General features: G+C 73.0%; 25 protein-coding genes. 13 read left to right on the top strand and 12 right to left on the bottom strand.

The genetic code is table 11. The features are described 5' to 3' along the window. The first annotated feature begins 4 nt into the window (after positions 1-4). A complete protein-coding gene (locus ACFVS9_RS08575) occupies positions 5-649 on the top strand; it encodes a PadR family transcriptional regulator (protein ID WP_389931045.1) in 645 nt (214 codons plus the stop codon). Here the strand turns inward: ACFVS9_RS08575 and ACFVS9_RS08580 are convergent. Both ACFVS9_RS08580 and ACFVS9_RS08585 read right to left on the bottom strand, forming a co-directional pair. Beyond that, entirely contained in the window at positions 646-1,650 is a 1,005-nt protein-coding gene (locus ACFVS9_RS08580) for a DMT family transporter (protein ID WP_383115107.1), read from the bottom strand. The two genes, ACFVS9_RS08575 and ACFVS9_RS08580, sit on opposite strands and share 4 nt — an antisense overlap. Further along, positions 1,647-2,456: a phosphatase PAP2 family protein gene (locus ACFVS9_RS08585; protein WP_389931048.1), complete on the bottom strand. Its 810-nt coding sequence runs from the start codon at positions 2,454-2,456 to the stop codon at positions 1,647-1,649. The genes ACFVS9_RS08580 and ACFVS9_RS08585 overlap by 4 nt, the downstream gene beginning before the upstream one ends. Before the next feature lie 166 nt (positions 2,457-2,622). On the opposite strand from ACFVS9_RS08585, the gene ACFVS9_RS08590 reads away from it, so the two are divergent. The 6 genes from ACFVS9_RS08590 to ACFVS9_RS08615 all read left to right on the top strand — a co-directional run bounded on the left by ACFVS9_RS08590 (position 2,623) and on the right by ACFVS9_RS08615 (position 6,974). Next, entirely contained in the window at positions 2,623-3,270 is a 648-nt protein-coding gene (locus tag ACFVS9_RS08590) for a TetR/AcrR family transcriptional regulator (RefSeq protein WP_389931050.1), read from the top strand. A 203-nt stretch (positions 3,271-3,473) separates the two neighbouring features. Next, entirely contained in the window at positions 3,474-4,487 is a 1,014-nt protein-coding gene (locus tag ACFVS9_RS08595; RefSeq protein WP_389931052.1) for an SPFH domain-containing protein, read from the top strand. Then, positions 4,484-5,383, top strand: a complete 900-nt coding sequence (locus ACFVS9_RS08600; RefSeq protein WP_383115111.1) for a hypothetical protein — start codon at positions 4,484-4,486, stop codon at positions 5,381-5,383. Before ACFVS9_RS08595 ends, ACFVS9_RS08600 begins: the two co-directional genes overlap by 4 nt. A 66-nt stretch (positions 5,384-5,449) precedes the next feature. Then, positions 5,450-5,950: an NUDIX hydrolase gene (locus ACFVS9_RS08605; protein ID WP_389931054.1), complete on the top strand. Its 501-nt coding sequence runs from the start codon at positions 5,450-5,452 to the stop codon at positions 5,948-5,950. 50 nt (positions 5,951-6,000) lie between these two features. After that, entirely contained in the window at positions 6,001-6,495 is a 495-nt protein-coding gene (locus tag ACFVS9_RS08610; RefSeq protein ID WP_383115113.1) for an FBP domain-containing protein, read from the top strand. Positions 6,496-6,566: 71 nt separating this feature from the next. Continuing rightward, positions 6,567-6,974 (top strand): SHOCT domain-containing protein, encoded by a 408-nt coding sequence (locus ACFVS9_RS08615; protein ID WP_383115114.1) that lies wholly within the window; start codon positions 6,567-6,569, stop codon positions 6,972-6,974. Positions 6,975-7,108: 134 nt separating this feature from the next. On the opposite strand, the gene ACFVS9_RS08620 is transcribed toward ACFVS9_RS08615, so the two are convergent. Next, positions 7,109-7,807: a GntR family transcriptional regulator gene (locus tag ACFVS9_RS08620; protein ID WP_389931056.1), complete on the bottom strand. Its 699-nt coding sequence runs from the start codon at positions 7,805-7,807 to the stop codon at positions 7,109-7,111. A gap of 189 nt (positions 7,808-7,996) precedes the next feature. Between ACFVS9_RS08620 and ACFVS9_RS08625 the strand changes: the two genes are divergently transcribed. The 4 genes from ACFVS9_RS08625 to ACFVS9_RS08640 all read left to right on the top strand — a co-directional run bounded on the left by ACFVS9_RS08625 (position 7,997) and on the right by ACFVS9_RS08640 (position 12,191). After that, entirely contained in the window at positions 7,997-9,022 is a 1,026-nt protein-coding gene (locus ACFVS9_RS08625; RefSeq protein ID WP_383115116.1) for an amidohydrolase family protein, read from the top strand. Positions 9,023-9,051: 29 nt separating this feature from the next. Beyond that, complete coding sequence (ligK, locus tag ACFVS9_RS08630) at positions 9,052-9,735, top strand: 4-carboxy-4-hydroxy-2-oxoadipate aldolase/oxaloacetate decarboxylase (RefSeq protein WP_383115117.1); 684 nt, start codon at positions 9,052-9,054, stop codon at positions 9,733-9,735. Between the two features lie 127 nt (positions 9,736-9,862). Next, positions 9,863-10,783, top strand: a complete 921-nt coding sequence (locus tag ACFVS9_RS08635) for an amidohydrolase family protein (RefSeq protein ID WP_383115118.1) — start codon at positions 9,863-9,865, stop codon at positions 10,781-10,783. A gap of 49 nt (positions 10,784-10,832) precedes the next feature. Next, complete coding sequence (locus ACFVS9_RS08640; protein ID WP_383115119.1) at positions 10,833-12,191, top strand: MFS transporter; 1,359 nt, start codon at positions 10,833-10,835, stop codon at positions 12,189-12,191. A 389-nt stretch (positions 12,192-12,580) separates the two neighbouring features. On the opposite strand, the gene ACFVS9_RS08645 is transcribed toward ACFVS9_RS08640, so the two are convergent. Genes ACFVS9_RS08645 through ACFVS9_RS08660 form a run of 4 tightly spaced genes read right to left on the bottom strand, consistent with a single transcriptional unit; the run spans position 12,581 to position 16,562 of the window. Further along, the gene (locus tag ACFVS9_RS08645) at positions 12,581-13,207 is read right to left on the bottom strand and encodes an alpha-ketoglutarate-dependent dioxygenase AlkB (protein ID WP_389931059.1); all 627 of its coding nucleotides are present in this window, start codon (positions 13,205-13,207) and stop codon (positions 12,581-12,583) included. Positions 13,208-13,246: 39 nt separating this feature from the next. Continuing rightward, positions 13,247-14,029: a phosphatase PAP2 family protein gene (locus tag ACFVS9_RS08650; RefSeq protein WP_389931061.1), complete on the bottom strand. Its 783-nt coding sequence runs from the start codon at positions 14,027-14,029 to the stop codon at positions 13,247-13,249. Next, positions 14,030-14,983, bottom strand: coding sequence for a YihY/virulence factor BrkB family protein (locus ACFVS9_RS08655; protein WP_389931063.1), 954 nt, complete (start codon positions 14,981-14,983; stop codon positions 14,030-14,032). 1 nt (position 14,984) lies between these two features. After that, positions 14,985-16,562 carry a diacylglycerol kinase family protein gene (locus ACFVS9_RS08660; RefSeq protein ID WP_389931081.1) on the bottom strand — a complete coding sequence of 526 codons (1,578 nt, stop codon included), beginning with the start codon at positions 16,560-16,562 and terminating at the stop codon, positions 14,985-14,987. Positions 16,563-17,287: 725 nt separating this feature from the next. Between ACFVS9_RS08660 and ACFVS9_RS08665 the strand changes: the two genes are divergently transcribed. After that, on the top strand, positions 17,288-17,749 hold the full coding sequence (locus ACFVS9_RS08665) for a DUF5709 domain-containing protein (protein ID WP_383115124.1): 462 nt from the start codon (positions 17,288-17,290) through the stop codon (positions 17,747-17,749). A 92-nt stretch (positions 17,750-17,841) separates the two neighbouring features. Further along, the gene (locus ACFVS9_RS08670; RefSeq protein ID WP_383115125.1) at positions 17,842-18,408 is read left to right on the top strand and encodes a type 1 glutamine amidotransferase domain-containing protein; all 567 of its coding nucleotides are present in this window, start codon (positions 17,842-17,844) and stop codon (positions 18,406-18,408) included. A gap of 315 nt (positions 18,409-18,723) precedes the next feature. Here ACFVS9_RS08670 and ACFVS9_RS08675 read toward each other — a convergent pair whose 3' ends face one another. The 5 genes from ACFVS9_RS08675 to ACFVS9_RS08695 all read right to left on the bottom strand — a co-directional run bounded on the left by ACFVS9_RS08675 (position 18,724) and on the right by ACFVS9_RS08695 (position 24,783). After that, entirely contained in the window at positions 18,724-19,491 is a 768-nt protein-coding gene (locus ACFVS9_RS08675) for a thioesterase II family protein (RefSeq protein WP_383115126.1), read from the bottom strand. An 82-nt stretch (positions 19,492-19,573) separates the two neighbouring features. Further along, positions 19,574-19,855 (bottom strand): hypothetical protein, encoded by a 282-nt coding sequence (locus tag ACFVS9_RS08680; protein ID WP_383115127.1) that lies wholly within the window; start codon positions 19,853-19,855, stop codon positions 19,574-19,576. Between the two features lie 28 nt (positions 19,856-19,883). Further along, positions 19,884-21,458 (bottom strand): hypothetical protein, encoded by a 1,575-nt coding sequence (locus ACFVS9_RS08685; protein WP_389931066.1) that lies wholly within the window; start codon positions 21,456-21,458, stop codon positions 19,884-19,886. Further along, positions 21,455-22,999: a hypothetical protein gene (locus tag ACFVS9_RS08690; RefSeq protein WP_389931068.1), complete on the bottom strand. Its 1,545-nt coding sequence runs from the start codon at positions 22,997-22,999 to the stop codon at positions 21,455-21,457. The genes ACFVS9_RS08685 and ACFVS9_RS08690 overlap by 4 nt, the downstream gene beginning before the upstream one ends. After that, positions 22,996-24,783 (bottom strand): carbamoyltransferase, encoded by a 1,788-nt coding sequence (locus ACFVS9_RS08695; RefSeq protein WP_389931070.1) that lies wholly within the window; start codon positions 24,781-24,783, stop codon positions 22,996-22,998. Before ACFVS9_RS08695 ends, ACFVS9_RS08690 begins: the two co-directional genes overlap by 4 nt. Between the last annotated feature and the right edge of the window lie 9 nt (positions 24,784-24,792).

Genomic DNA, 24,792 nt, shown 5'->3' on the forward strand with positions numbered 1-24,792 from the left:
GTCCATGTCACTCCCGCACGCCATCCTCACCGCCCTGCTGGAGAAGCCGTCGTCCGGCCTCGAACTGACCCGCAGGTTCGACCGGTCGATCGGCTACTTCTGGCCGTCCACGCACCAGCAGATCTACCGCGAGCTGGGAAAGCTGGAACGGTCCGGCCGGATCCGGGCCCTGCCCGCGGCGCGGACGGCGCGCGGGCGGAGGAAGGAGTACGAGGTCCTGCCTGCGGGCCGCGAGGAGCTGACGGCCTGGGTGTCGCTCGCCGAGGACCCGCGCCCGGTCCGCGATCCGCTGCTGCTGAGGATGCGGGCGGCCGCCGTGGTCGGTGCCCCCGGTCTCACCCGGGAGCTGCGCAGGCACCTGGCGCTGCACCAGGAGCAGCTGGCGGAGTACCTGGCGATCGAGGAGCGGGACTTCCCCCCGGAGCGGACCACGGACGAGGACCGGCTCCGGCGTCTGGTGCTGCGCGGGGGCATCGACCTGGAGACGTTCTGGACGGGCTGGCTGACGACGGCGATCGCCGGCCTGGACGGTTCCGCGGCGGAGGACGGGGCCGGCTCGCCGGACGTGACGAGCACCGGCGGCGGCACCGCGCCGCCCGGTTCCGGGGAGCACGGGCCCGGCACGGTCCGGACGGAGGACAACCCCTAGGAGCCGCCGGGGGTCCCGACCGGTTCCGGGCGCAGGGTGAGCTGCTCGGCGGCCCGGGGGAGGGTGAAGGACGGGCCGGTGGCGACGGCCCTCGACGGTGGTGCGACGGCCGGGACAAGGGGGTCCTCGACGGCGGGGGAAGGGGCCTCGGCGGGCGCCGGACCGGCTCCCGCCGTGCCGCCGGCCTGCGCCCGGCTGAGCAGGATCACCCCCTGCACGGCCGCCGCCGCCCCGATGAGCGCGGGCACCAGCCCCAGCGCCCCGCCCTGGAGGCGTTCGCCGAGCAGGACCAGGCCGATCACGGCGGCGGCGACCGGGTTGGCGAGGGTGACCACGGCGAGCGGTGCGCCGAGGCCGCCGCGGTACGCGGTCTGGGCGAGCAGCAGGCCGCCGAGCGCGAAGAAGGAGACGAGCACCGCCACGGTCACCAGCCGCCAGCTCAGCAGCGGGCCCGCGTGGTCCGTCGCGGCGACGGTGAGGGTCTGGGTGAGGGCGGAGGCCACCCCGGACGTGATGCCCGACGCGGCCGCGTGCCGGAGGCCCGGCCGGGCGCCCGGCCGGCTGAGCACGGCGACCAGCCCCATGGTGACGGCACCGACGCCGAGCGCCTCGGAGAGGCTCAGGGTGTCGTGCGGCGAGGCGCCGCCCGCGGCCAGGAGCAGCGCGCCGAGCCCGACGAGGGTGAGGAGGGTGCCGCGCCATTCCGTACGGCTGACCCGGCGGCCCGCCGAACGGGCGCCGAGCGGGACGGCGGCGACGAGCGTGAGCGCCCCGAGCGGCTGGACCAGGGTGAGCGGTCCGTACTTCAGCGCGGCCACGTGCAGCAGTGCGCCGCCCGCGTTCAGGCCGACCGCCGACCACCAGGCGCCACGCGTCAGCAGGCGCAGCGCTCCGGCGGAGGGGTCGGTCCGGCCCGCCAGCCTGGCCTGCGCGACCGCGGCGGCGGCGTAGGCGGCGGCGGAGACGAGGGAGAGCGCGACGGCTATGAGTGTGGCGGTCATCGCCGCGCTCCGGATCGCGCGTACGCGGGCGAGGGGTAGCGCTGGGCGGGGACGGCCGCCCACGGCAGGTGCGTACGGGCCGGTGTGCGCGGCAGCCGGATCGCCGCGTAGGTGACAGCGAGCAGGGCGGAGACCACGATCGCGTCGAGCCAGTAGTGGTTGGCGGTGCCCACGACGACGAGCAGGGTCAGCAAGGGGTGCAGCAGCCACAGCGGGCGCCAGCGGGAGCGGGTCGCGACGATGAGTCCGACGGCGACCGCCAGGGCCCAGCCGAAGTGGAGCGAGGGCATGGCGGCGAACTGGTTGGCCATCGAGTCGGTGGCGGGGGTGTCCCCGTACACGCTGGGGCCGTAGACCTGGCCGGTGTCGACGAGGCCGGCGGCGTGCAGCATCCGGGGCGGGGCGAGCGGGAAGAGCAGGTGCAGGGCGAGCGCGGCGCCGGTGAGGGCGGCCAGGACGCGGCGGGACCAGACGTAGTGGCGTGGCCTGCGCCAGTACAGCCAGACCAGGAAGGCCAGCGTGGCCGGGAAGTGCACGGTCGCGTAGTAGGTGTTCGCCGCCTGGACGAGCGTATGGCTGTGCAGGAGGACGCCCTGGACACCGCCTTCGCCGGGGAGGCCGACGGCCCGCTCCAGGCTCCAGACGTGTCCGGCGTTGCGGAAGGCCTCCTCGACGTGGCCGTTCGCGGCCTGCCGGCCGATCTTGTAGACGAGGAAGAGTCCGGCTACCAGAAGCAGCTCACGGACGAGGGGCGGTCGGGCAGAGGTGTCCGGCTCCCGCTCCGCAGGCTCGCTGCGGGTGTGCATCACCCGTGCCCCTTTGCTGACGGTGCGCTGTCGCGTCGCAGGCGTGGCCGCTCCACGCCGTATCGATACGCCAGTGTACCGATACGCAGGCGTATCGGTACACGCGCGTATCGGTACACTGGCGTATCGAGGGTCCCCAGCCGCAGAGCCGCAAAGAGGGAAGCAGATGCAGTCGCCCGGTACAGCACAGGAGTCGGCACCCGCGTCACGCCGGTCGAAGATCACACCCGAGCGGGCACAGGAGCTCTACACCGCCGTGCTGGACCTGCTGCGGGAGAGCGGATACGAATCCCTGACCATGGAGGGCGTCGCCTCCCGCACCCGGTGCGGGAAGTCCACCCTCTACCGCCAGTGGGGATCCAAGCCGGAACTGGTCGTCGCCGCCCTGCACGGCACCCGCAGGAACCTGCTCTCCGACATCGACACCGGCAGCCTGAGCGGCGATCTGCACGAGGCCGCACGGGCGGTGGACGCGGCGTCCGGCAAGGACACCGCGCTGATGCACGCGCTCAGCCACGCGGCGCTCCAGAACCCCGACCTGCTGTGCGCACTGCGCTCCACGCTGATCGCCCCGGCCATCGCCGCGATCGACGCGATGGTCGAGCGCGCCGTCCGGCGCGGCGAGATCGAGGCCGGCAACCCGGCGGCGGACTACGTGTCCGCCCAGGTGCTCGGCATCATGCGTGCCCGGCCCCTCCTGGCGGAGCGGTACGCCGACGACGCCTTCCTGACCCGCTTCATCGAGTGCGCCGTGCTCCCGGCACTCGGCCTCCCCCCGTCCCCGCCCGCTCCCCCGGGAAGCGGGACCCTATGAACGTGGGCCGTCGCCCGAGCGGATGACGACGGCCCACCTACGCGCCGCACCGTGGGGACGGGGTCGGCGCACCACCGGCCGGTGGTCTCCCAGGAGACCGCCGGCCGGCCGTTTTCTCGCGCCCGCCACCCCCTTCTCGTCCTCTTGACGAGATCTCGGGCGACCCTTTATCGTCTCCATGACGAGAAAGAGGGGGTCCTGACATGGCCGACATCACCCGGCGCTTCGGCTGGCGGCACCTGCGCTCCGCACCCACCGCCCACATCCGCCACCACAAGCGCGGCCGGCTCGCCCACGACGGCCCCGGCCTGAGCTTCTGGTACCGCTCGCTCTCCGCCGCGCTCTCCGAGGTCCCCGTCGACGACCGCGAGCTGGCCATGGCCTTCCACGCCCGCACGGCCGACTTCCAGGACGTCACCGTGCAGGCCACGGTCACCTACCGGATCAGCGATCCGGCCGAGGCCGCCGCCCGGCTCGACTTCTCGGTGGACCCCGACACCGGGGTCTGGCGGGGAGCGCCCCTGGAGCAGATCGCCACCCTGCTCACCGAGACCGCGCAGCAGCATGCCCTGGACGTGCTGGCCCGCACCCCGCTGGCCGCCGCCCTCGTGGACGGGGTGGCCGCCGTGCGGGAGCGGGTGGCCACCGGGCTCGCGGCCGAGCCCCGGTTGCCCGCCACCGGCATCGACGTGGTCGCCGTACGCGTCGTGGCCATCCGCCCCGAGGCGGAGGTCGAGCGCGCCCTGCGCACCCCGGCCAGGGAGCAGATCCAGCAGGAGGCGGACCGGTCGGTGTACGAGCGCCGGGCGGTGGCGGTGGAGCGTGAGCGCACCATCGCCGAGAACGAGCTCTCCAGCAAGATCGAGCTCGCGCGCCGCGAGGAGCAACTGGTCGACCAGCGCGGCACCAACGCCCGCCGGGAGGCCGAGGAGAAGTCGGCGGCCGACGGCGTGCGCGCGGACGCGGAGGCCGCCCGCACCGTGCGGCTGGCGCGGGCGGAGGCGGAGGCGGCGCGCGAGGTGGGAGCGGCACGCGCCGAGGCGCAGGCCGCCTGGCTGAGGGCGCACGCGGAGGCCGGGCCCGGCACGCTGCACGCCTTGGCCGCGACGCGGCTGGCCGAGAACCTGCCCCGCATCGACAGCCTCATCCTCTCCCCCGACGTCCTGACGGGACTGCTCTCCCGGCTCGGCAGGCCGGAGCCGGAGGAGCGGGCGTGAGCCTGGCCCCGAGGGCGGTGCTGGTGCACCGCACGACCGAGTACGAGGAACTGCTGGCACGGCACGGGACCCACGGGCAGGCGGCGTTCGTCCTCGCCGGACGCGGCCGGTCCATCGACGAGGTGGCGGAGCGCCACCGGCGCACCGGGCAGGCGCTCACCGAGGTGGCCGCCGCCGTGCCGCTGCGGTGGCGCCGCACCCGGGTGGAGCGGGCCGGCCTCGACCGCTTCCTGTTCGGACCCGAGGACGTGGTCGTCGTGGTCGGGCAGGACGGGCTGGTCGCCAACGTCGCGAAGTACCTGTCCGGCCAGCCGGTGGTGGGCATCGACACCGACCCCGGGCGCAACCCCGGGGTCCTCGTACGCCACCGGGCCCGTGACACGGCGGCACTGTGCCGGTCGGCCCTGTCCCCCGGCGGACGGGTGGACGCCCTGACGATGACCGAGGCCGTCGCCGACGACACCCAGCGGCTGCTCGCGCTCAACGAGATCTACCTGGGGCCGCCCGGCCACCAGACCGCCCGCTACCGGATCGGTCCCGACGGCTCCCCCTCCGCCGGGGAGCCCCAGGCGTCCTCCGGTGTCCTGGTGGGCACGGGCACGGGCTCCACCGGCTGGCTGCGCTCCCTGTGGCTGGAGCGCGGCGGCACGCTGCGGCTGCCTGCCCCCTCCGATCCGCGCCTGGTCTGGTTCGTGCGCGAGGCCTGGCCGTCACCGGCCACCGGAACCTCGCTGGTCGCGGGCGAGCTGGGCCGCCGGGACGGCCTCCGGCTCACCGTCGAGTCGGACCGGATGGTGGTGTTCGGGGACGGGATGGAGTCCGACGCACTGGAGCTGACGTGGGGTCAGTCCATCCGCCTGGGGGTATCGGAGACCACCCTCAATCTGGTGGCGTGAGGACCGTGTGAGGATGGCGGGGTCCGTTGGAGACCCGTATCCGACCAGCCGGGAGCAGCGCAGCCCATGACCACCGATCCCGTGAACACCTCCTCCAGGAACAGCCGTCCGCCGCTCGCCCAGGCCTCCCTCGGTGTGGGTGTCGTCGTCCAGGACGGGGAGGGCAGGATCCTGCTCGGGCGGCACCGCAGCGGCACCTGGGAGCTGCCCGGCGGCAAGGTGGACCCCGTGCACGAGTCGGTGGCGGCGGCCGCCGCGCGGGAGCTGCGCGAGGAGACGGGGCTCGTGGTGCCGGCCGGGGCGGTGAGCGTCTTCGCGATGGTGCACGACGTGGTGGGCGGCATCAACCGGATCAGCATGGGCGCGCTGGTGAGCGTGGGGTCCGCGACGGCCCGGGCCACCGAGCCGCATCTCGTCAGCGTGTGGCGGTGGACGGTCCCCGAGGAGCTGCCGGGCCCCCTGTTCGATCCCTCGGCCCAGATCCTGGCCGTCTGGCGCCCGGATCTCGGCATCGGGCATCCACCGGCCCACCATCTGCGGATCGCCGGGCCCCAGGATCCTGCCTAGAGCTGTTATTCATTTGCCTAGGGCTCATAGGCAGAGTTAGCGTCGACGCCATGAGAGCCGTCAGTGAGAAGGACATCCGGGCGTCGTTCGTCAACTGTTCCAAGGGCGAGGCGAAGCGCCTGCCACTCCCCCGGGACCTGGAGGAGCGCCGCTGGGACGACCTGGACTTCCTCGGCTGGCGGGACCTCTCGGCACCTGACCGGAGCTACCTCGTCACCGAGCTGCGCGGCGAGCTCACCGGCATCACGCTGCGCTTCCCGTCCCAGCAGCGCGGCTTCCTGCACCGCAGCATGTGCTCGGTCTGCCTGACCACGCATCCGGGCAGCGGGGTGTCGCTGATGACCGCCCGGAAGCGGGGGCAGGCGGGCAGGGACGGGAATTCGGTGGGCATCTACCTCTGCACCGACCTCGACTGCTCGCTGTACGTGCGCGGCAGGAAGAACCCCGCTCCCGGCGGGCGCTTCGAGGAGTCGCTGACCCTCGAGCAGCAGATCGAGCGGACCCGGGGGAAGCTCACCGCGTTCCTCGACCTGCTCGCGGCCTGAGCCGCCGGACATGCGGCAGGGCGGGGGCGGACGTATGAAGGAGGGACCATCCGCGCGATCGGAGTAGGCCCATGGACGACTATCCGCTCCTGAACCTCTTCCTCACCATGATGTACGTGTTCCTCTGGGTGCTGTGGTTCTTCCTGCTCTTCAAGGTGGTCTCGGACATCTTCCAGGACCACTCGCTGGGCGGCTGGGCCAAGGCGGCGTGGGTCATCTTCGTCATCGTGCTGCCCTACGTGGGCGTCCTGGTCTACCTGATCGCCCGCGGCCGGGGCATGGGGCGGCGCGAGGCCGAACACGCGAAGGACCGCGAGGCGGCCTTCCGGCAGTACGTGCGGCAGGCGGCCCGTGACGACGGGGACGCGGGGACCGGTGGCGGTCACGTGTCCGACCTCGCGCGGCTCGCCGAGCTCAAGGACAGGGGCCACCTCAGCCAGGAGGAGTACCAGAAGGCCAAGGAGAAGCTGCTCGCCTGACCGGCGCCGCTCCCCTGTCTCCCGCCCGGGTCCGCGACCCGGGCGGGAGACCTGTGCCGGGGCCCGGGCGGGAGACCTGTGCCGGGGCCCGGGGCGCCGGGCGGCACCCTCCCGGGGGCCCCGGCCGCCGCCCGTCAGCCCGCCCGGACCGGTGCGGGGGTCTCCCTCAGCGCGTCGACGACGCTCTCGACGTGGGCCCGCGCCGCCGCCTCCGCCGCGTCGGGGTCACCCGTGACGACCGCGTCGATGATGGCGAGATGCTGCGGCAGCGACCGGGCCGGACGGCCGGGGCGCAGGGCGAGACGGAACTGGTAGCGCACCATCTGGCCGTTCATCCGTTCCAGCAGCGCCTGCGCCACCTTCTGCCCTCCGGCCTCGCCGATGCGTTCGTGCAGCCGGCGGTTGAGCACCGAGTAGGCGTCCGGGTCACCGTCGCCGACGGCCCGGTTCATCGCCTCTCCGATGCCCCGGAGCTCCTGGCGCACCTCGTCGGTCGCGTACTCGGCCGCCCGGCGGGCGCACAGCCCCTCCAGCAGGGCCCGGCACTCGGTGATCTGGACCGCCTCCTCGATGGAGATCACCCGCACCCGCGCCCCGCGCCGGGGGATCAGCTCGACCAGGCCCTCGGCGGCCAGGTCCTGGAGCGCCTCGCGCACCGAGCTCCGTGTCGCCCGGAAGACCTCGGACAGCTCCTGTTCGACCAGCCGCTGTCCGGGCACCATGTCGCCCGCCGCGAGCGCCTCCCTGATGCCGCTGGAGACCGCGCTGCGGCCCTCCCGGCCGGTGGCCTGATTCGACGTCACCCCTCCGCCTTCCGTACGTCGTCGGGACATCCTCGTCGCCGCGCACACCCTGCCGCGACATCAGCGATGATGCCTGAAACTTTCTCGTCAGGCATATTGTCAACAATTTCATCGACGGTTACGGTGGCGTGGCGGCCGGCCGGAGAAGGCGGGCCGGGACGCGGCCCTGCGGCCGGGTATCCGCAGGCGGACACGCACGCACTTCGGACAGGAACAGCGATGATCATCGACTGCCACGGCCACTACACGACGGCCCCTCCCGCGCTGGAGGCCTGGCGGAACAAGCAGATCGCCGGGCTCGGGGACCCGTCCGCCACCCCCCGCGGCGCGGATCTGAGGATCAGCGACGACGAGCTGCGCGAGAGCGTCGAGCCGAACCAGCTGCGGCTGATGGACGAGCGCGGCATCGACCTGACGGTCTTCTCGCCGAGGGCGTCCTTCATGGCCCATCACGTGGGCGACTTCAGCACCTCCGCGGCGTGGGCGGCCCTCTGCAACGAGCTGTGCTTCCGGGTCAGCCGGCTGTACCCGGAACGCTTCGTCCCGGCCGCCATGCTCCCGCAGTCACCGGGCGTCGACCCGGCGACCTGCGTACCGGAGCTCACCAGGTGCGTCGAGGAGTACGGCGCCGTCGCGCTGAACCTGAACCCGGACCCCTCCGGGGGCCACTGGACGGCTCCGCCGCTCACCGACCGCTCCTGGTACCCCGTGTACGAGAAGATGACCGAGTACGACATCCCGGCGATGGTCCACGTCAGCACCAGTGTGAATCCCGCGTTCCACACGACGGGCGCGCACTACCTGAACGCGGACACCACCGCGTTCATGCAGCTCGTCCAGGGCGACCTGTTCAGGGACTTCCCCACGCTCAGGCTGGTCATTCCGCACGGCGGCGGCGCCGTCCCCTACCACTGGGGCAGGTTCCAGGGTCTGGCGATGGCGCTCGGGAAGCCGCCGCTGGAGGAGCACGTACTGAACAACGTCTACTTCGACACGTGTGTCTACCACCAGCCGGGGTCGGACCTCCTCTACGACGTCGTGCCCACCCGGAACATCCTCTTCGCCTCGGAGATGATCGGCGCCGTCCGCGACATCGACCCGCGGACCGGCCATCACTTCGACGACACGCGCCGCTACGCCGAGGCGGCGGCCCTGTCCCCGGAGGGGCTGGCCGCCGTCCAGGAGCACAACGCGCGCTCCGTGTACCCGCGCCTGGACGCCCTGCTGAAGCGCCAGGGCCGCTGAGAACCCCGCCGAAGGAAGTGAGCACAGCCATGTACGAACTCGGAGTGGTCCACCGCTCGGTCCGACGCCCCGACCCCTCGGACGTCGAGGCCCTGAGGCCCTACGGCGTCAGCACCGTCCACGAGGCCATCGGCCGCAGCGGACTGATGCGCCCCTACATCCGCCCCGTCTACCCGGGGGCGGCCCTGTGCGGCACCGCGGTCACCGTGCTGCTCCAGCCGGGCGACAACTGGATGCTGCACGTGGCCGTGGAGCAGTTGCAGCCCGGCGACGTCCTCGTCGCGGCCTGCACCACCGAGTGCGAGGACGGGTTCTTCGGCGAGCTGCTCGCGACCTCGGTGCGCGCCCGGGGCGGCGTGGGCCTGGTCATCGACGGGGGATGCCGTGACGTCGCGGAGCTGCGGGAGATGGACTTCCCGGTCTTCAGCCGTGCCGTCAACTCCAAGGGGACCGTCAAGGCGACCCTCGGCTCGGTGAACGTGCCCGTCGTCTGCGCCAACGCACTGGTGCACCCGGGAGACGTCGTGGTCGCCGACGCCGACGGCGTGGTCGTCGTACCCGCCGGCCGGGTCGCCGAGGCCGCCGGTGCCTCACGCCGCCGGGAGGACAACGAGGAGGGCAAGCGCCGCCGCCTCGCCGCGGGCGAACTCGGCCTCGACATGTACGGCATGCGCGGCCCGCTCGAGGCCGCGGGACTGCGCTACGTCGACTGACCGCCGGCGCGGGGCCGGCGGGCCCGCGCCGTCCCCGTCGGCCCCGGCGCGTCCGGTGCGCCCGCCGCACACCGCGACCTGGCGCACACGCCCCCGCGCCCTGCCCCATGAACCCACAGGAGACCCCATGAGCGTGCCTTCCCCCAAGACCCCGGGCTGGCTGGACTGGTACCAGGATCCGTCCGTACCGGAGTTCCGGCTTCCGGCGGGCACCGTGGACACCCACTGCCACGTGTTCGGACCGCAGGCCGCGTTCCCCTTCGCCCCCGAGCGCACGTACACGCCGTGCGACGCGGGGAAGGACGACCTCGCCACGCTGCACGGCCGGCTGGGCGTCAGCCGTGCCGTCGTCGTCCAGGCCACCTGCCACGGCGCGGACAACCGCGCCATGACCGACGCGGTCCGCGCGGCCGGTGACCGGGCCCGCGGCATCGCGACCGTCCGCCCCGACGTCACGGACGCCGAACTGCGCGCCCTGGACGCGGCGGGGGTGCGTGGCGTGCGCTTCAACTTCCTCCGCCGGCTGGTCACCACCTCCCCGAAGGAGGACCTGACCAGGATCGCGGAGAAGATCGCCCCGCTGGGCTGGCACATCGTGCTCTACTTCGAGAGCGCCGATCTTCCCGAGCTGGAGGGCTTCTTCGCCTCCCTGCCCGCCCCGCTCGTGGTGGACCACATGGGCCGGCCGGACGTGCGCCTGCCGGCGGGCGGTCCGGAGTTCAGCCGCTTCCTCCGCTTCGTCGGCTCCAACGACGTCTGGGTGAAGGTCACCTGCCCCGAGCGCCTCAGCGTGACCGGCCCCCCGGCCCTGGACGGCGAGCGGCACGCGTACGACGACGTCGTGCCCTTCGGCCGCCGCGTGGTCGAGGAGTTCGGCGACCGCGTCCTGTGGGGCACGGACTGGCCGCACCCCAACCTCACCGGTCACATGCCCGACGACGGGCTCCTGGTCGATCACGTACCGCGGATCGCGGTCACCCCCGAGCAGCGGCAGCGGCTCCTCGTCGACAACCCGATGCGCCTGTACTGGCCCGGCGAAGGCGTCTGACCCCCTCCTCACCCGCACCCGCACCCGCACTCCGACAGGGACCGTCCCCATGCAGCACGCCAACGCGGCGAACCGGCTGGACCGGCTGCCGATCTCCCGCTTCCACAAGACCACCCTGCTCGCCGTCGCGTTCGCCTACTTCTTCGAGTTCGCGGACATCAACAGCTTCGCGACGACGGCCCCGAAGCTCATCGACCTCTGGGGAGTGACGGTCAACCAGGTCGCCTACGTGACCTCGCTGTCGTTCGTCGGCATGTTCCTCGGCTCCATCGCGGCGGGAGCCGTCGCCGACCGGTGGGGCCGCAAGAAGACCCTGCTGCGCACCACACTGTTCTTCGGGTTCTTCTCCTTCGTCTCGGTGTTCTCGTGGGACGTCTTCTCACTGGGCGTCTTCCGGGTGCTCACCTCGGCGGGCCTGTCCGCGATGACCGTGGTGGCGGTCATCTACGTCAACGAGATGTACCCGGCCGCCGTCCGGGGCAAGTACCAGGCGTACGCCATGGTCATCGGCATCTGCGGCACACCGGCCACCAACCTCGTCGCCAGCCTCGTCGTCCCGCTCAGCGACTGGTCCTGGCGGCTGGTCTACCTCTGGGGTGCGCTGGGCGTCCTGCTCGTGTTCTTCTCCAAGCACCTGAAGGAGTCGCCCCGCTGGTACGAGAGCAGGGGCGACCACGCCTCCGCCGACGCGGTGCTGCGGGAGATCGAGGCCTCGGTGAGCGCCGAGAAGGGACCGCTGGCCGAGCCGGCGGAACCCGTCGAGGAGCCCCCGGCCGTCAAGGCCCCGCTGCGCCTGCTGCTGCGCAAGAAGTACCTCGCCCCGACGCTCCTGCTGACGGTCCTGTGGGTGACCCAGACCATCGGGTTCTTCGGCTACTCCAGCTGGGCGCCCACCCTGCTGGCCAAGGAGGGCTTCAGCGTCGAGAAGTCCGTCTTCTACATCGCGCTCACCACGGTCGGTGCCCCGCTCGGCTCGTTCCTGGCGTCGCTGGTCACCGACCGGTTCGAGCGCAAGTGGTGCCTCGTGGCGTTCGGTACGGTCATCGCCGCGTGCGGCCTGCTGTACGGGCTGACGTTCGACCCGATCCTCATCGTGATCTTCGGCTTCCTGGTGAACCTCTTCGAGCGCGGCTACACCGCCCTCGCGTACGCCTACTCCCCCGAGCTCTACGACACCCGCAGCCGCTCCCTGGGGACGGGCATCACCTACGGGATCGGCCGGCTGTCGAACGCCGCGGGCCCGCTGATCATCGCGGCGCTCTACAACCGGACCGGATACCAGAGCGTCTTCTACTTCATCGCGGGTGTCTGGATGGTGGGCGCCGTCGCCCTGGCGGTGTTCGGTCCCCGGTCGCGGCCGGTGCGCGCCGCGGTGCGGGAACCGAAGCGCGTCTCGTCGGCGACCTGAGCCGGCGGGACCTCGGCACCACGCCCGGCACCGTCACCCGGCGCGCGGACTGTGCCGGCACCCCTTCCGCGGAGGCCGGACGGGACACGGTGGCAGCCGTGTCCCGTCCCCCTTCACCCGTCCCCCTTGCTTGCCCCCTGTTTGCCCCCCGCGCGCCGACGCCCGGCGCACGGACCGGCCCGTACGGCGGAGCGTTCGCCCGAGTGGAAGACCCCGGGTGAACTCGCCGGGGTCCCCGAAGGCCGCCGGGTCCACCGCGATGAGCAGGGCGTTCTGCCGGTGCCCGCGTCCGCGAGGGTCGGCGGAGCGGAACGACGAGAAGACGGGCGCGCCGACGAGCACACCGGTGAGCAGCTCGAAGGCCGGTGCCGTCCCCGAGACCCTCCGTGTCAGCGCACTCCGCGAGGGCGGTACTGGACGCTGATCCGCGGCCCCCGGGCGTGCGCGGTCTTGGGGACGGCGTGCTGCCAGGTGCGCTGGCACGAGCCGCCCATCACGATCAGGTCGCCGTGGCCGAGCGGACGGCGCACGGTCTCACCGCCGCGGCACGGGCGCAGGAGGAGGTCGCGGGGTGCTCCGAGGGAGAGGATCGCCACCATCGTGTCCTGGTGCGAGCCGCGTCCGCTCAGGTCGCCGTGCCAGGCGACGCTGTCGCGCCCGTCGCGGTAGTAGCAGAGCCCGGCGGTGGTGAAGGGCTCTCCGAGTTCGTCGCCGTAGTGGTCCGACAGCGCGTCGCGCGCCTCGTCGAGCAGGGGGCTCGGCAGCGTGTCCCCGGCGCGGTAGAAGGCGAGCAGCCGGGGCACGTCGACGGTGCGGTCGTACATCTGGCGGCGTTCGGCCTTCCAGGGCACCTCCTCGGCCAGCTCGGAGAAGAGCTCGTCGGCGCCGCTCAGCCAGCCCGGCAGGAGATCGATCCACGCCCCGTCACCGAGGACGGTCCTGCGCAGTCCGGTGAGAGGGCCGAGGCGCGGGCGGTCGGCCTGGTCGAACAGCGAACCCTGGAGATGAACGGACATGGTGACAAGTCTACCCACTCAATAGAACACACGTTCCCTTCAGGAGGGTGTCCCGGTCGCCTCGGGGTCGTCGTCGCCCAGTTCCGGCTCCAGTCCCCCGGCCACGTCCGCACGCCCGAGACCGGCGTCGGCGCGCCACGCCTCGAAGGACCAGCCGGTCAGTGCCACCACGGCCAGACCCAGGGTCCAGCCCCCGGCCACGTCGCTGAACCAGTGGACGCCGAGCGCGACCCGGGTGAACCCCACGCCCAGCACCGAGACCGTGGCCACGGCCCAGAACAGCGGGCGCAGGGCCGGGCGCACCAGGGGAAGGAGGACGAGCAGCAGGATCGCGAAGGAGGTGGTGGCCGTCATCGCGTGACCGGAGGGGAAGGAGAAGCCGGGGGCGTGCGCGACGGGATCCGGGAGGGCGGGCCGCGCCCGCTCCACGACGGTCTTCGCGAGCAGTCCGATCAGTCCGCCGGCCACGGCGGTGACGGCCGACCAGGCGGCGAGGCGCCAGGCGCGGCGGTGGACCAGCCACAGCGTGAGCACGGCGACCGCCGCCCGCAGGGTCACGGGGTCCCAGACCACGTCGGAGAAGAAGCGCAGGGTGCCGGTCCAGGCCGGGTGGTCGAGGGCGGCCCGGTTCAGCCACCCGGCCGCGCCCGCGTCGAGGCGCCGCAGCGGGTGCCATCCGCTCTCCACCAGGACCAGCAGCAGACCGAAGAGCACGGCGGCCACGGCCGCGACGGCCACGGAACCGAACAGCCGGATCCCGAATCTGCGGTCGGCGTCCCGGCGGTCCCGTCGTTCGGCCGGGTGGGCGGGTCGTGCGGTCATTCAGGCTCCCGGGTCGGGTTGTACGGGGCCGGGCCGCCTGGCCCGGACGGCCTCCAGCTGCGCTGCGAAGGAGAGGCCGAGGAAGAGGGCGATGGAGGTGAGGTAGGCCCAGAGCAGCAGCGACATGAAGGCGGTGAGCGGGCCGTACACGGTGTCGAACGAACCGCTGATCTCCAGATAGAGGCTGAGCAGCCAGGTCAGCGTGGTCCAGAGCACGAGGTACACGGCGGCGCCGAAGGCCAGCCAGGTGTAGCCCGGCTGACGGCGGCGCGGGGAGCGGCGGAAGATGGCGCTCGCCGACAGGATGACGAGCAGCACCCCCACGGGGCGGCGCAGCACGTCCCAGGCGGACCGGGGGCCCGAGCCGAGGCCGTACACGTCCGCCACGGCGGCCACCAGGTCGCCGCCCGCCACCATCGCGACGAAGCCGAGGCCGAGCGGGACACCGGCGGTCAGGGACATCACCAGGCCGCGCAGGTACTTCCGGTGGAAGACGCGGTCGCGCTCGACCCCGTAGATCCGGTTGGCGCCGCGCTCCACCTGGCACATGGCCGTCGTGGTGTTGGCCAGGGAGAAGAGCAGCCCGAACCAGAGGGCGACCTGGGCCCCGTCGTCGGCCCTGCGCCGGCTGCGGTCCAGCGCGTCGTCGACCACCTCGGCGCTCGGCCCCGCCGTGATGCGGTGGATCGTCAGTTCCGCCACCCTGCCCAGGTCCTCGGTGTGCAGGGCCGTCGACAGCCCGACGAAGGCGATGACCAGCGGTACGACGGCCAGCACGGTCTGGAGGGCGAGCGCCCGGGAGTGGCTGAAGCCGTCGGCGTAGCGGAAGCGGACGAACGAGTCGCGCAGCAGCGGCCAGCGGCCGTAACGGCGCAGGGTGGCCAGCGCCTCGTCGCCGGAGAGTTCGCTGCCGGCCATGTCGCGGGTCTGCGGGACCCTGGTGGCGGTGCCCATCTCACGCTCCTGCCACGGGCATGAGCACCGTCAGCGCACCGGGCCTGACCTCGGCGACGAGCCGCCGGCCCGGGGGCACGGGGTCCCCGTCCAGCTCTCGCCGCTGCGGTGTCGCGAAGCGGATCTCGGCCCGGCGGAAGGTGAAGTACTCCACGGAACCGCGGGGTCCCGCGTGCCGGTGTTCCCCCTCGGGCCGGCGGCGCAGCACCGACACCAGGGCGCTCAGCCAGCCGGCCGGTCCGTGCGGGTCGAGGATCATGAGGTCGAGCAGGCCGTCGTCGGGCCTGGCGGCGGGGACGACCGCGGCGCCGCCCTGCACCTTGCCGGTGTTGGCGACGAGCACCATCCGGGCGGTACGCCGCAGGGGCCGCGCCCCGTCGATGCGGACGGTCAGGCGCATCCGGGGGGCGCGCAGTTCCCTCAGGCCGGCCAGGACGTAGGCGGGCCAGCCGAGCACCGCCTTGGCGCGGTCGCCGGTGCTCTCCAGCATCGCCGCGTCGAGCCCGGCCCCGGACATCACCGTGAAGTGCGCCGCTTCCATGCCGTCGCCCTCGATCCGTCCCAGGTCGACGCGGTGCGGGACGCCGCCGAGGGCGCCCGCCAGGGCCTTGGCCGGTCTCACCGGCAGGCCGAGGTTGCGCGCGAGGAGGTTTCCGGTGCCGCAGGGGACCACCGCGAGCGGGATGCCCGTACCGGCCAGCGCGTCCGCGACGGCGCGGACCGTCCCGTCGCCGCCGCAGACCACGACGAGTGACGCCCCTTCGCGTACCGCCCGCGCCGTCGGCCCCTTCCCCGGGTCGTCCGCCGTGGTCGGCACGAAGTCCGCACCGTGGTGGCCGTGGTCCTCCAGAACCCGCCTCAGCCGTGCGCGGGCGGCCTCGTCGGTGAGCGTGGGGTTGAAGACCACGACGGTACGGCCGGGGGCCGGACCGGTCACCGGGCCGGGGAGCGGCTCCTCACCGGCGGCCGGGCGGGCGGGCCGGGCGGCCGGCACGTGCGGTCCGGCCAGCAGGGCCCTCCCGACGATCAGCAGGGACAGTCCGCCGTTGAGCAGGCCTCCGGCGACGTCCGTCGGATGGTGCATGCCCCGGTAGGCCCGGGCGAGGCCCACGAGCAGCGGCAGGAGGAGGAGCAGCGCCGCCACGGGTCTGCGCCACGGCCCCCTGGCCCGGCGCAGGACGAGGACCGCGAGTCCGGCGTAGAGGGCGGTCGCCGCACCGGTGTGTCCGGAGGTGTAGCTGGAGGTGGGGGGCGAGGCGTCGAGGCGGTCCACGTCGGGGCGGGTACGGTCCACCGCCTCGGTGATGACGAGGAAGACCAGGGACTGGAGGGAGACGGCGACGGCGAGGAAGAGCGCGTCACGCCACCGGGGAAGCCTCGGGACCAGGAGTACGAGGACGCACGCGAGGAGGGTGCCGGCGACCACGGTGGCGGTGTTCCCCGCCTCGGACACGACGAGGGACACCGTGTCGAGGATGCCGGTACGGGCCCGCTCCAGCCCGTCGGTCACCTCGTCCTCGGCGGTCAGCGGCCATACCCGGGCCCCGGGACCGGTGACCAGGAGTCCGAGCCCCACCATCAGGGCGGCCTGGCAGACCGTCGCCGAGGCGATGACACCGACGGCCCTCCCCGTGCCCCGGGCGGTCCGCGCGCCACGGGGGCGCTCCCCGCTCCCGGCCACGCCTTCCCGCCCGCTGTCGGACCGCTCCCGATCTCCGTACGGGCGCTCCTCACCACCGCGCACGCCGTCCTCGGCCCTGAGCGGGCGCTCCTCGCCGCCGTGCGGACCCTCCTCACCCCTGTTACGGCGTTCCTCGCCGTCGTGCGGGTCCACCGGCCCGGTGCCGGGCCGCGGGGGCCAGGGCCCGCCGGCGAGCGCTGCGGGTCTGTCCGGTATGTCGGTCGGCATGGGCGTTCCCGTCGCTGCGGTGTGTCCCCCCGGGCCGCGGGGGGACCGGGGCTCACCCCGGCGTTTCGCCGTGTTCCCTCTCCCCGCCCGTCCAGACCTGGCGGGCGGGCCGGGCGCCTGCCCCCGCCGGCGCGGGCACCCGGCCGTTCCCGGTCGCAGTGCCCCGGGAACGGCCATAAGCTGCCGAGGCCGACACGGTGTGACCACCACAGGCCTGACCAGGGCATCCGCCTCGCGGGCAGCCGGGCCGTGCACCCCCGGGAAGGGCACACGGCCGACCGGGGGAACCGCATCGATGAGACACCCGCGCGTGGGCAGAAGAGCGGTGACGCCGCACGGACCCCGAGCGGGCGACTGCGGACACGGCACACCCCCCAGGGAAGGAGCGAAGCCCGATGCAGGACGAAGGACGCGGTGACGACGTCTACCAGCCGGACGGATCCGACACCGACAACGGGCCCACCGACGAACTCGACCCCGAGAACGTGATCGACGAACCCGACCTCGACGACATCCTGGACACCGGATACTCCCCGCCCGAGAAGCCGCTGGGCGTCTCGAAGTACGGCACCACCGGCGAGGAGCAGCGCGAAGGTGAATCCCTGGACCGCCGCCTCGCGCAGGAGGTACCCGAGGACGACCCGCTGCTGACCGGCGAGGCCCACGAGGGGCCGGAGGACAACGGCCCCGAGGAGGACGACGCCGGGAACGAACGCGCCGGACGCGTCACCACCACCGACGAGGAACCCGGCGCCGCACAGAACAACAGGGTCCTGGGCCGCGATGTCGGCATCGACGGAGGCGCGGCGTCGGCCGAGGAGGCCGCGGTCCACATCCAGGACGACGACGGGACCTGATCCCGGCCGGGACACGTGCCCACGGCGATCAGGAGAACAGCACGATCACGGCCCGCGACCCGGTGGGCCGTCCGGAGGAAGGGTGACAGCCGATGACCGGTGATGGAGCGGGGCAGCGGAAGGTACTGGCCGTGGTCACGAACTACGGCGTGGAGCAGGACGAACTCCTGGTGCCCCTCGAACACCTGCGCGGTGCGGGAGCGCGGGTCGACGTGGCGGCGGTGTCGATGGACGACATCGTGACGCTGGTCGGCGACAAGGATCCCGGCAGGACCGTACGTCCCGATCTCACGCTGGACGACGCCGATCCCGCGGACTACGACCTGCTGCTCGTCCCGGGCGGCACCCTGAACGCGGACGCCCTGCGGCTGCGGAGCGCCGCTACCGGGATCGTCCGTTCCTTCACGGACTCCGGCCGACCCGTCGCCGCCATCTGTCACGGCCCCTGGGCCCTGGTCGAGGCCGGCGTCGTCCCGAACAAGCGGATGACCTCGTACCCCTCGCTCAGGACCGACATCCGCAACGCCGGCGGCGAGTGGACCGACGAGCCGGTCGTGACGGACGGTTCCGGCGGCTGGACGCTCATCACCTCACGCGACCCGGGTGACCTGGAGCCGTTCGTCCGGGAGATCCGGACGGCGCTCGCCTCCCGCCCGTGACGCGGTGCCGGAGGGCGGCCGAGGCGCGCCGCACCTCGGGCGGGTTCTTCAGGGGCGGTGCCCTCCTCGCGACATGACCGGCGCCGCGCGGGGCCGGCCACCTGCCCGGTGGAGTGGCCGGCCGTGTGCGGGGGCCGGTCCACGCCCCCCGCGCGGGGCAGGCCGTGGTGCCCCCTGTGCGGTGATGGTGGACCGCTTCCACGGCCGTGCGCACGGTGGCGCAGGGCCCGTCGCTCCCGTTGCGACGGGGTCCGGCCGGCGGTCCGGTGCGAGCCGGCCGGACCCGCCGCTGCCTCAGGACGGGCCCCGGACTCCCTACCGGTGCGCTCCCCCGGTGGCGAAATGGTTCTCCAGGACGGCCATGACCTCGGCCGCACGGCTGCTGAGATAGAAGTGGCCCCCGGAGAAGACCATGAGCTCGAACGGGCCCGTGGTGTGCTTCTCCCAGGCGCGGGCCTCGTCGTGGGTCGTCCAGGGGTCGTCGTCCCCGATCAGGGCGGTGACCGGGCAGTTCACCGAGGCGTCGGGTTCGGCCCGGTAGGTTTCCACCGCCCGGTAGTCGCTGCGGATGGCGGGCAGCACCATGCGCAGGAGTTCCTCGTCGCCGAGGATCCGGGCGTCGGTGCCGCTCATCGCCCGCATCTCGGCCACGATGCCGTCGTCGTCACGCCGGTGCACGTTCTCGTCGCGGTAGCTGGAGGGGGCGCGCCGCCCGGAGGCGAAGATGTGCGCCGGTCCCTGGCCGGTCCGCTCCAGGCGCCGTGCGACCTCGAAGGCCACGCACGCCCCCATGCTGTGGCCGAAGAGGGTGAGCGGGCCCCGTTCGGCGTACGGGAGCAGTGCCTCGGCCGCCCGGTCCGCCATGACGCCGATGTCCACGATGCCCGGCTCGCTGCGGCGGTCCTGCCGGCCCGGGTACTGCACGGTCAGCACGTCCACCTCGGGTGCCAGTCCGGCCGAGACGGGGAAGTAGAAGCTGGCCGAGCCGCCCGCGTGCGGGAAGCAGACCAGGCGGTGGGGTGCCTGGGGAGCCGGGTGGAAGGTTCGGATCCACGGGTCCTGGGCGGATTCAGGGAAGGTCATTCGTTCGTTCCGTCCATCGGAGGTGCGAGGTGAGGAGGCCGGTGACCGGGCCCGGGGGCCCTGTGCACGCGGCCGTTGGAGCTCAGGGGTGGTGACGCCGGTGGCCGCCGATTCCCTCGTCGTCGATGCCGTGCCACTGCTCGGGGTCGCCTTCGGCGGCGTCCGGAACCTGGATCATGTCGCCGCCCCTTCCCGCGGGTGCCTGCGGGAGGCGGAGGTCCCTCAGATCCAGTTCCAGCCGGTCGACGTCGTTCATCAGTCTGCGCACCGCGACCGAATCGCCGGCCGAGGCCCGCAGCGACTCGACGTACCGGCGGAGCCCGTGGACCAGTGCGTCCACTCCGGCAATCTGTTCCGTAGTCATCGTTGGTTCCTCCGCTTCTCGATGTCCTTCAGGTGATGTGGTGCGGGGTGCCACCGGAGACGTGGGTGCCGTCCACGGCCAGGAGTGCGTCGCAGGGAGGTGGGGTGTGTCCGGTTCCGGGGATCAGCAGGGAGGTGCGGCCACGGGTGAAGGCCGTGAGCAGGTCGGCCAGTTCCGGGTCGTCGGCGGGTATCTCCTCGCAGCCGGTCGCGTCCACCACGGCCACGGCGGGGTCGGCCGAGAGGGCGAGCAGCAGGGCGAGCCGCCAGCGGTCGGGGCCGGACAGGTCCGGCCCGGGGGTCCCGGAGGGGGCGGACAGGGTGCGGTGCAGCCGGTCCAGGGCGGCCGCCACGCCCGGCAGGTCCGGCAGGTCCGGCCTCTCGGGGAATCCGAGGAAGCGGGCCGCCTCCTCCCGGGTGTGCGCGGGATCCGCCGGGGAGACCCTGTGGAGGTTCCGGCTGATCCCGGACGGGGCGATCAGGCCGACGTCCACCCCTCCGATCCGTACCCGTCCCGAGCTCGGCGGTACGTCCCCCGCCAGCAGGTCGCCCAGCGCGAGGCGGTGGCCGTCGGGCGTGCCGGTGACCACGGAGGTCGTGCCGGCGGGCAGCCGGAACGAGACCCCGTCGAGCACCGTCGTGCTCCCGGCGAGCAGACGGACGTCGTCGAATTCGATGTCGGCGTGCTCCGGCCAGCCGCCCCGGGGAGGTTCGGCGTCGCCGGCGTCGAGGAGCCTGCCGATCGTGGTCAGGACCCCGCGGGACTTCATGACGGTGCTGCTCAGCAGTGCCGCCTCCATCATCGGCCGGAAGGTCAGCACCGCCAGCACGATGAGGGCCACGGCCGTGCCGGCCGGCAGGCCGTCCGTGGTCGCCAGCACGACGCAGATCGCCACGGCCGGGCAGAGCGCGATCTCCACGACCCGCCACGGCAGCACCTCCCCCACGGCGGGGAGGAGTCGTGACGGCGTACGCCCGCGTCGAGCGCCGGAGCGCTCCTCGGCGGCGGGCTCCGAGACGAACCGGCGGAGCCAGTCGGCGCTGTCCGTCTCCTCCGCGCGGGTGAGCAGCCGGACCGCGCCGAAGGATGCCGCCGCCATGGCGACCAGGCCGACCGCGAGCCCCGCCGCGAAGCGGAGTTCCACGAAGGCGGCGATCAGGATCACCGTCAACGGCGTGACGACGGCGGCCACCAGGGGGCGCAGGACGTGTGCGGGCAGGCCCATCAGTACGACCACCGCCGTGCCGTCCAGCGAGGCGAGCCGGTCGGCGTGGTCCGGGCCGAGGGACCTGGCGGGCAGTGCGGAGGTCCGCTCGGCGACGGCGCGGTGCAGGGTGGTGACGAGGTCGGCGCCCAGCCGGTTTCCCATGGGCACGCTCCGGTAGTGCAGTACCGCATGTACCGCGGCGATGCCCACGAGGAGGGCCGTCCACCCCCAGGGGACCGGTCCGCCACGGGCGAACACGCCGTCCGTGACCGGCACCACCAGGGTGAACGCGATGCCCTGGGTGATCGCGCCGAGGAGCAGGAACAGCATCAGGGAGACCACGGGCCGTCTCCCGGATTCCGACAGGGACATGAAGCGTGCGAGGACGGGTCTCATCGGCTGGTCTCCCCGGACGGTGCGGCGGACTGGGCGGGGCGTGACGCGTTCGCCAGGGCGAAGTCCCCCGCGGTGTCACCGGACGGGCCGGCGGACACGACGACCACGGCCGCCCGTTCGCGCAGGTCCTCCACCGCGGCGCGGAGCACGTCCGGGTCGCCGGGGAAGGCCCGCTCGTCGAGCAGGACGACGTCACGGTCCCCGGCGAGCACCCGGGCGAGGGCGATCCGCTGGAGCTCGGGACGTGACAGCGAGGCGTCGTCCCCGACGACCGAGGCGTAGCCGCGGGGCAGCGCCGACACCGCGTCGTGGACCCCGGCGGTCCTGGCCGCGCGTTCGGCCGCGTCCGCGCCGCGGTCCGGGCGGTCGGCCGTGATGTACGCGAGGACCGGCCCGACGACCACGGCCGGTTCGGCCCCGACCGCCGCGAACCGTTCGGGGGGCACGACGGCGGCGACCTGGTCGATCAGCCGGCCGGCGGCCCCGGGGTCGGGCTCGGTGACCGTCAGCACCCCGCGCTCGGGCAGTTCGAACGGGATCTCCCCGCCGGGCACGACCGGACCGCCGGAGACGAAGCCGGTCAGCTGCGCCGTCGCCTTCTTGCCCTCGCCGACCTCCTCGACCGCGTACGTGATCGCCAGGAGCGGTGCGGCGAGTCCGGCTCCCACCAGGACGAACGGGACCAGGTCGGCCGGGGGCAGCCAGCCGGCCCGGACCATGGGCACGCCCGCGACGAGGACGAAGACGAGGACGGTCAGCGGCGAGAAGGCGATCTCGGCGAGTGCCCTGCCGCCCAGCAGGGTTCCGATGCGCGCGATGAAGAAGCCGCTGAACTCGTCGGTGGCGTCGGCGAGCCGACGGGCCGACGTCTTCGCCTCGGCGGCCGTACGGGCCCGTGAACCGGCACGGTTGATCCTCGCGTCGAGGCCGATCCGGGGCCCCACGACGTCCAGCGCCCCGATGCTCGCCTCGTAGTCGTCCTTCATGTCCCGGAAGAAGCGGGCGGAGATCACGCCGAACGTCACGAATCCCAGCAGGATCGGGGTCAGCGTGACCAGCGCCATCCCCCAGTCGACCCAGAAGAGGTAGCCGATCGACAGCACGGACAGCAGGACGGCCGACATGAGTTCCGACCCCGCCCGGCCCGCCATGAGCCCGACCGCGACGACATCGCGGCCCAGGGCGGTGCCCCGCTCCCGCCAGGACGCGTGCAGCAGCCTGGCGACGGGGTCGCCGCGCAGCCGGGAGGCCACCGCGGCACGGTGGAACTCCTGGCTGCGGACGGCCGCCTCCCGGCTCAGTGCCCGGCCCGCCGTCTGCACGACGAGCCCGGCCGCGGCCGCGCCGGCGGCGGCGAGCACCAGGCGCAGGAGACCGCTCTCGGAGGCGCCCCCGGCGAGCAGTCTCCGGCAGGTCTCGACGAGGGCGATCACCGAGGTGACGGTCGCGACGGCGCCCACCGCCTCCAGTCCGAGTGCCGTGCGGGTGCGCCACACGACTCCTTCCCCGGGTGCGGTCGCCGCCGCTCGTGGTCCGCTCATCGCTTGGAGACCAGGAAGTCGCCGATGACCAGGTGGTCGATGTCGGTGCCGAGGAAACACTCGACCGCGTCCTTCGGGGAGCAGACGATCGGCTCTCCGGCGACGTTGAACGAGGTGTTCACGAGGCAGGGCACCCCCGAGCGGGCGGTGAACTCGCGCAGCAGCCCGGCCAGCAGCGGGTTGCTCTCCTCGGTGACCGTCTGGATCCGCGAGGTGGCGTCGACGTGCATGGCCGCAGCGACCTTGTCCTGGAACTCGGGCCGGACGGGGAAGACGAAGGTCATGTAGGGCGAGCGCTCCTTCTTGCCCAGATCGAACACCCGGGCCGCGTCCTCCTCCAGCACGATCGGGGCGAACGGGCGGAACTCCTCCCGATGCTTGACCCGGGTGTTGATGATGTCCTTCATGTCCGCGTGGGCGGGGTTGGCCAGGATGCTGCGGTTGCCCAGTGCCCGGGGACCGTACTCGGTACGTCCCTGGAACCAGGCGATGACGGTCCTGCCCTGGAGCAGTTCGGCGGTCGTCGTGACGATCTCCTGGGTCGGCATCTCCTTCCAGGTGACCGAGGACGCGTAGGTGTCGAGCGTGGCGCGGATCTCCTCGGCGCCGTACGCCGGGCCGAGGTAGGGCGACCCGGCGGGAGCGAGGACTTCCGACTCGGCCACGGCGGCGTGGGCCGCGGCTCCGATCGAGACACCCGGGTCGCTGGCGCCGAAGCTGACCTCGACGCGCTCGAAGGGCAGGTTCTCGAACAGCTTGGTGTTGTTGACGCAGTTGAGCGCGAGCCCGCCCTCGAAGATCAGGTCGCGGAGGTCGGTGGCCTCGGCGAGCGCGCGCAGCTGGTGCTCGGTCACCACCTCGACCATGTGCTGGGCGGCGTGGGCGACGCGGAACCGGAAGTCGAAGTCGTTGCGGTTGCCGTCATGCCCGTCGAACATCTCGTCGAACAGGGCGTGGTAGGCCCGGGGGCCACGCGGGTCGTGCGCCAGGGACAGCGAGTACCGCCCGGACTCCTCCAGGGTGACGATCCGGTCCAGGAACGGGTTCTGCGTCTCCGGGGTGCCGAAGCCGGCCAGCCCCATGACCTTGTACTCGTCGTTGTTGGGGGTGAATCCGAGGTAGCGGGTGACCTCGGCGAACAGCTGGGCGATCGAGTTGGCGGAGTCGATGGTGTACTGGTCGAACACCTCGACCTTGCCGCCGCGCACCTCGCCCATGATCGCGCTGTCCTTCTCGGACTGCCCGTCGCTGATGAAGAACGCCGCGTCCTCGAATCCGGCGAACATCCGGCCGCAGGCCAGGTGGGCGCGGTGGTGCGGAACGGTGATCAGCTTCTCGTCGGGCAGGGCGTATCCGGTGGAGCGCGTGAAGTCCTCTATCAGTGCGGTGCGGCTGAAGGCTCCGGTGTAGATCTCACCGAAGGAGCCCAGCGCCTGGAACTTGTACTCGGGAGGGACCGGAGCGTCGGCGATGGCCTTGATGGCCGTGTCGGCGAACTCCGCGGAGAAGTTCCAGCCGAACGCGAAACGGTCCACGTCCTCGTAGCTGAGCCCGGCCTTCTCCAGGCACCAGTTCATGGCGTTGACGGGGAAGGCCGTCGTCTTCTTCTGCCGGTTCATCCGCTCCTCCTCCACCGCGGCCACCAGCTCGCCGTCGATGAAGAGGGCTGCCGCCGCATCATGGCCGAGGAAACTGTGCCGGTCGACGCTGTCGGCGGTGTAGCCGTAGTGCTTGCCGAAGAGTTCGGCGATACGGGAGAAGCCGTTGTACCCGAGAATGATCATTGTCTTCCT

It is taken from the genome of Streptomyces sp. NPDC058008, assembly GCF_042886395.1.
GTDB lineage: Bacteria > Actinomycetota > Actinomycetes > Streptomycetales > Streptomycetaceae > Streptomyces.

Excerpts from the sequence above, each read along its gene's own strand:
- ACFVS9_RS08575 (WP_389931045.1), top strand. The coding sequence starts at position 5 with ATGTCACTCCCGCACGCCATCCTCACCGCCCTGCTGGAGAAGCCGTCG.
- ACFVS9_RS08580 (WP_383115107.1), bottom strand. The coding sequence starts at position 1,650 with ATGACCGCCACACTCATAGCCGTCGCGCTCTCCCTCGTCTCCGCCGCC.
- ACFVS9_RS08585 (WP_389931048.1), bottom strand. The coding sequence starts at position 2,456 with ATGCACACCCGCAGCGAGCCTGCGGAGCGGGAGCCGGACACCTCTGCC.
- ACFVS9_RS08590 (WP_389931050.1), top strand. The coding sequence starts at position 2,623 with ATGCAGTCGCCCGGTACAGCACAGGAGTCGGCACCCGCGTCACGCCGG.
- ACFVS9_RS08595 (WP_389931052.1), top strand. The coding sequence starts at position 3,474 with ATGGCCGACATCACCCGGCGCTTCGGCTGGCGGCACCTGCGCTCCGCA.
- ACFVS9_RS08605 (WP_389931054.1), top strand. The coding sequence starts at position 5,450 with ATGACCACCGATCCCGTGAACACCTCCTCCAGGAACAGCCGTCCGCCG.
- ACFVS9_RS08610 (WP_383115113.1), top strand. The coding sequence starts at position 6,001 with ATGAGAGCCGTCAGTGAGAAGGACATCCGGGCGTCGTTCGTCAACTGT.
- ACFVS9_RS08615 (WP_383115114.1), top strand. The coding sequence starts at position 6,567 with ATGGACGACTATCCGCTCCTGAACCTCTTCCTCACCATGATGTACGTG.
- ACFVS9_RS08620 (WP_389931056.1), bottom strand. The coding sequence starts at position 7,807 with ATGTCCCGACGACGTACGGAAGGCGGAGGGGTGACGTCGAATCAGGCC.
- ACFVS9_RS08625 (WP_383115116.1), top strand. The coding sequence starts at position 7,997 with ATGATCATCGACTGCCACGGCCACTACACGACGGCCCCTCCCGCGCTG.
- ligK (WP_383115117.1), top strand. The coding sequence starts at position 9,052 with ATGTACGAACTCGGAGTGGTCCACCGCTCGGTCCGACGCCCCGACCCC.
- ACFVS9_RS08635 (WP_383115118.1), top strand. The coding sequence starts at position 9,863 with ATGAGCGTGCCTTCCCCCAAGACCCCGGGCTGGCTGGACTGGTACCAG.
- ACFVS9_RS08640 (WP_383115119.1), top strand. The coding sequence starts at position 10,833 with ATGCAGCACGCCAACGCGGCGAACCGGCTGGACCGGCTGCCGATCTCC.
- ACFVS9_RS08645 (WP_389931059.1), bottom strand. The coding sequence starts at position 13,207 with ATGTCCGTTCATCTCCAGGGTTCGCTGTTCGACCAGGCCGACCGCCCG.
- ACFVS9_RS08650 (WP_389931061.1), bottom strand. The coding sequence starts at position 14,029 with ATGACCGCACGACCCGCCCACCCGGCCGAACGACGGGACCGCCGGGAC.
- ACFVS9_RS08655 (WP_389931063.1), bottom strand. The coding sequence starts at position 14,983 with ATGGGCACCGCCACCAGGGTCCCGCAGACCCGCGACATGGCCGGCAGC.
- ACFVS9_RS08660 (WP_389931081.1), bottom strand. The coding sequence starts at position 16,562 with ATGGTGGGGCTCGGACTCCTGGTCACCGGTCCCGGGGCCCGGGTATGG.
- ACFVS9_RS08665 (WP_383115124.1), top strand. The coding sequence starts at position 17,288 with ATGCAGGACGAAGGACGCGGTGACGACGTCTACCAGCCGGACGGATCC.
- ACFVS9_RS08670 (WP_383115125.1), top strand. The coding sequence starts at position 17,842 with ATGACCGGTGATGGAGCGGGGCAGCGGAAGGTACTGGCCGTGGTCACG.
- ACFVS9_RS08675 (WP_383115126.1), bottom strand. The coding sequence starts at position 19,491 with ATGACCTTCCCTGAATCCGCCCAGGACCCGTGGATCCGAACCTTCCAC.
- ACFVS9_RS08680 (WP_383115127.1), bottom strand. The coding sequence starts at position 19,855 with ATGACTACGGAACAGATTGCCGGAGTGGACGCACTGGTCCACGGGCTC.
- ACFVS9_RS08685 (WP_389931066.1), bottom strand. The coding sequence starts at position 21,458 with ATGAGACCCGTCCTCGCACGCTTCATGTCCCTGTCGGAATCCGGGAGA.
- ACFVS9_RS08690 (WP_389931068.1), bottom strand. The coding sequence starts at position 22,999 with ATGAGCGGACCACGAGCGGCGGCGACCGCACCCGGGGAAGGAGTCGTG.
- ACFVS9_RS08695 (WP_389931070.1), bottom strand. The coding sequence starts at position 24,783 with ATGATCATTCTCGGGTACAACGGCTTCTCCCGTATCGCCGAACTCTTC.